The sequence below is a fragment of the Rhizobacter sp. P2_H3 genome (assembly GCF_056403355.1).
In genome coordinates, this window is sequence record NZ_JBFUFQ010000327.1 from 1 (window position 1) to 4,788 (window position 4,788).

Here is a 4,788-nt window from a genome sequence, read left to right on the forward strand (position 1 = left end):
CGGTCACCTCGAGCGGCCGCGCATAGCGCTGCGCCACCGCGGCCAGGCCGGCACCGATGCGCGCGGCCGGCAACTGGCTGACCACGTCGACCGCCTCGTTGGCGGCGCTCGCGGCAATGCGCAGCACGTCGCCGTCGCTGTCGGCGCTGCGCACCGGGCGGCCGGGCGGCAGCCGGCGCACCATGTGCAGCACCTCGTCGTTCAGGCCCCAGTGGCGCGCCACGGCGGCGCCCAGCAATTCGCTGTCGACGCCGAGCACCGCGAACGATGCGCCCTCTTCCGTCATGCCCGGCTGCTCGGCCTCGCCCGGCTCGGCGGGCGGAATCGGCTGCATCAGCTGGCGAATCTGTTCGGCTTCATCGGGGAAGTGGTACTGCACCATCAGGCGGCCCAGGTTCTGCAGCGTCGCGATCAGGTAGATCACCTCGGGGTCGTAGCCCGCCGGGCGCAGCACCTGCGCGGTGTGGCCTGCCAGGCGCACGCGGTCCATCAGCTTCTGCAGCGCGTCGGCGTGCGCCGGCGACAACGGGCCGGGCCAGGCGCGCAGCACCGAAGCCGCGGTGCGCACGCCCTTCAGCCCGACCAACGCCACCGCGCGGCGGATCGTCAGCACCGGGCCGTTGCCGGAAATCTGCGTGCCCTGCACCTGCGCCGAATTGACGGTGCGCAGCAGCTCGAAGCTGAGCGCCATGTCCTGCAGGATCTGCTGGGCGATCTCGTCGGTGCGCTGGCCCTCGGCCATCGCGAGCCGGCCCACGCGCTGCGCGACACCGGGCGCAGCCGGCAGGTGGCCGATGCTGCGCATGCGGTCGATCAGCAGCGCGATCGCGCCGCCGCTGTCCTGCGCGTCGGTCTCGCGCCAGCCCGACATCGCGCGCAGCATGGTGCGGGCGCTGTGATAGCGCTGGCGCTCCTGGCGGTCGGTCGCGCGGTTGGCGATGGCGCGCAGCGCATCGGGAATCGGCTTCGGCGTGCCCCAGGGCAGGCGGATGATCTCGCGGCCGACCGGCGGCAGGCGGTCGATCACGCGGGCGGTGTCGGGTTCGTCGAGCGCCGGCTGGCCGCACAGCAGCTGGTGCAGCACCAGCCCGGCACACAGCACGTCGCGCTCGGCCGCGAGCCGGGAGGCGCGCAGCTGGTTCGGGTCCATCGGCATCGCGCGGTCGTGGGCGCGGTCCGCGGCGGCGGTCTCGCCGGTGGCGGCCGGTGCCGAGGCAACGGCCAGCGCCATCACGCGCACCGTGCCCTGCTCGCTGAGCAGCACATGGTGCAGTTGCAGGTCGCGGTGTGCCACACCGGCTTCATGCGCGAAGGCCAGGCCTTCCAGTGCCTGGATCACCCAACCCACCGCCTCGTTGGCGGTCAGCCCGGGCGTGGCCGCGAGCCGTTCGGCCAGCGTGCTGCCGAGCGCGCGGTCGACCGCGACGTAGGGCCAGTGGTCCTGCACGCCCACTTCGATCACGTGGGCCAGGTTCGGGTGGTCGAGCCGGGCGGCAAGCTTGGCGTCGCGCGTCCAGGCCTCCAGGCCGGCGGCGTCGGCGGGCTGCACGCGCGGCAGCGTCAGCATCACCTCCTGCGAGGCACGCGGGTCGAACGCGAGCCACACCATGCTGCGGTCGCTCTTGCCCAGCAGCTGACGCAGCTGATAGCGCCCGAACGCGCGTGTCGGCGAGGTCTTGGCGGCAGGAGTCTCCGGAACGGACATGAGCGAGGCGCGATGTGACGAAGTTGCCTTATTGGACGACCGAATGCCGCATCGTGGTGCGCTGATGAACCCGGAAAAGCCGTGCCAATTTCCGCCGGCGGGCCGGGGTTCGGCGCGTCAGATGTCCAGCTCGACGACCTCTCCGGTGCCGGCGATCAGCGCGCAGCGCACCGGCTCGCCGGGCTGCAGCGCCTGCACCGCGTCGCGGTAGCGCTGCATCTGCTCGTGGTACGCCTGCTGCGCCTGCGGCTTGTGGGCGAGCTTGTAATCGAGCACCCACCAGACGCGCCGGCCGCCTTCGTCCAGCGCCACCAGCCGGTCGATGCGCAGCGGCTGGTCACCCTGCGCCACCGCCACCTCGTTGCCCGCCCACAGCAGGCCGGTGCGGTCGAAGAAGCGGCGGCCGCTCGCGTGCCGCAGCATCGTCGACGCGATGCGCAGCACCTCGCGCGGCGGGCTGTCGAACGCGGCCGCGGCGGCCGTGGCCAGCGTTTCCAGGTCGGCCTCGCCGGCGGCGCCGGTCGCCCACTCCAGCGTGCGGTGCACCGCCTGGCCGAGGCGCGAGGCGCGGTCGTCGCGTGCCGCGAAGGAAGCCGGTGCCACGTCGGCCACCACCGGCACCTGCGGCAGGCCCGGCAGCGCGAACGCCCCCTGCCCCGCCGCGGCCGATGCCACGTCGGCCGGTAGCCAGGCCGCCACCAGCGCCTCGACGCGCTGCCACCACGAGGCGCCGGGCGCCGCGATGTGCGGCTCGGTGCGGCTGAACACCACCTGCTCGCGCGCCCGGGTCATCGCGACGTAGAGGCCGTTGAGCTCCTCGCGCTGGCGCGCCACCTGCTCGGCCAGCATCGCCGGCGCCAGGGAAGGCGGCACGTCGCCCTCGGAGTAGACGAAGGCACAGCGCGCCGGCCGGTCCAGCTCGACCGGCCAGTCGACCAGCACGGTGGCGGTGTCGGTGCCGGCGCGCTCGGGGGCGCTGTCCATGATGAAGACGACGCGCGCCTCCAGCCCCTTGGCGCCGTGCACCGTCAGCAACTGCACCGCGTTGCGCTGCGCCGGCGGCGCCACCTTCAGCGCGCGGCGCTTCAGCGCGCGGACGAAGTTGTACGGTGTCGCATAGCGCGCGCCGTCGAGCGTCAGCGCCTGGCCGAGCAGCGCGTCGATCGCATTCAGCGCCGCGGCCCGCTGCTCCGGCGGCACGACCGCCGCGACGCGCTCTCGATACGCCCCCTCGGCGACGATGCGGTCCAGCAGGTCGTGCGGCGGCAGTTCGCGCGCGGCCTGCAGCCAGGCCGGCAGCAGCCGCTTCGCCCGCTGCAGCGCCGGCTGGCCGTCGTGCCGGCCGGCCAGCAGCGCAGCGAACCAGTCGCCGCCCGCGGCCGCCTGCTGCGCCAGCGCGATCAGCTCATCGTCGCCGGCCCCGAACAGCGGGCTGCGCAGCGCCTGCGCGAGCGACAGCCGGTGCTGTGGCGAGGCCAGCGCATCCAGCATCGCGATCAGGTCGCGCACCTCGGGCGCATCCATCAGCGACTGGTCCTCGACCGCGGCCGCCGGCAGGTGCCGCGCCTGCAGCGCCTGCGCCACCAGCCGCAGCGACGCGCGCTTGCGGCACAGCACGAAGACCTCGCCCGCCGCCACCGCCCCGCTGCCCACCAGCTCGCCGATCGCCTGCGCGACCCAACGCGCCTCCAGCTCGCGCAGCACCTCTTCCGGCTCGTGGCGCGGCGTGGCCAGGCTGTCGCGCCACAGCAGCCGGCCTTCGTCGCCCGCGGTCGCCTCGCGTGGCGGGCGGGCCACCGGCGGCAGCGCACGCACACCGGCTCCAGCGAGCGGTGCGATCTCGGTGCTGTGCGCGCGGAAGCCGACGTACTCGCCGTCGCGCTGCGCCGCCTCGAAGACGCGGTTCAGCGCGGCGATCACCTCGGGCGCGTTGCGCCGCGTGTGGTCGCAGGCGAGCACATGGCCGCCCAGCCCGCCGGCGACGAAATCACTGGCCGCGGCGAACACCTTCGGCTCGGCGCGGCGGAAACGGTAGATGCTCTGCTTCGGGTCGCCGACGATGAAGACCGACGGCGGCCGCTGCCCGCTCGCGCCACCGCCGGCGCCGGCATAGGCCGAGAGCCAGCTGTGCAGCGCATGCCATTGCAGCGGGCTGGTGTCCTGGAACTCGTCGATCAGCACGTGGCGCACGCGCGAATCGAGCCGCTCCTGCACCCAGCCGGACAGGTCGGCATCGCGCAGCAGCGCCAGCGCGCAGCGTTCGAGGTCGGCCATGTCGGCCAGCCCGCGCAGGCGCTTGAACGCGGCGAACTGCGCGAGCAGCACGCGCGACAACCGCGCCATGCGCAGGTGCTCGTCGTGCGCGAGCTGCTGGCGGCTCGCATGGTGGACGGCGTCGAGCAGCGCGACCGCGTCATCGAGCTCGGGCGCCGCCAGGTGGGCGCGCAGCTGGCCGCTGCTGTTCAGCAACGCGCTGCGTGCGGCGTGCAGCGCCGCTTCGGCATCATCGAGGGCGAGCGCCTGCTCCAGCAGGCTGCCCTGCTTGCGCGGCGTGGCCTTGGTCTGCACACCGAGCGCGGCCGCCACGCGCAGCAACAGGCTGCGGGCCTCGGCGTCGTTCAGCCGGTGCGCCGGGTGCGGCAGCGCCGCGAGCGCCGGCCACAGCTGCGCGGCCGACGGCACGCTGTCGTCCAGCACGCCGGCCTCGTCGGCGAGCTCGATCTCGATGCGCTTGTCGAGCACCGTCGCGAGCCACTTCGAGGTCTGCGCCCGGCCGCGCCGCTCGACCAGTGCGCGGTAGTCGGCGTGCAGCGCGGCATCGTCGAGCAAGGCGGCATGGAAGCGCCGGAAGATCTCGCCCAGGTGCTCGTCGATGTCCTCGATCAGGCTCATGCCGGGTTGCAGCCCCAGCTCGGCCAGCAGGTCGAGCGGCGCGGTCTTCAGCAGCTGCGAGAACCACGCATGAAAGGTGCGGATCTCGACCGGCCGGCCACCGGCCAGCACCTGCTCGTGCAGGCCGGCCAGCCGGTCCGCGAGCCCGGCGGCCTGCGCCGGCGGCACGCCGCGCGCGACCAGCTCGGCCG

2 protein-coding genes are annotated in these 4,788 nt (G+C 74.2%); both read right to left on the minus strand.

Translation table 11 applies throughout. From position 1 onward, the window contains the following. Positions 1 to 1,705: serine/threonine protein kinase (locus tag AC1D1T_RS30020; protein ID WP_477993099.1), on the minus strand; the 1,705-nt coding region annotated here is incomplete at its 3' end. 117 nt (positions 1,706 to 1,822) lie between these two features. Then, positions 1,823 to 4,788: UvrD-helicase domain-containing protein (locus tag AC1D1T_RS30025; RefSeq protein ID WP_477993101.1), on the minus strand; the 2,966-nt coding region annotated here is incomplete at its 5' end.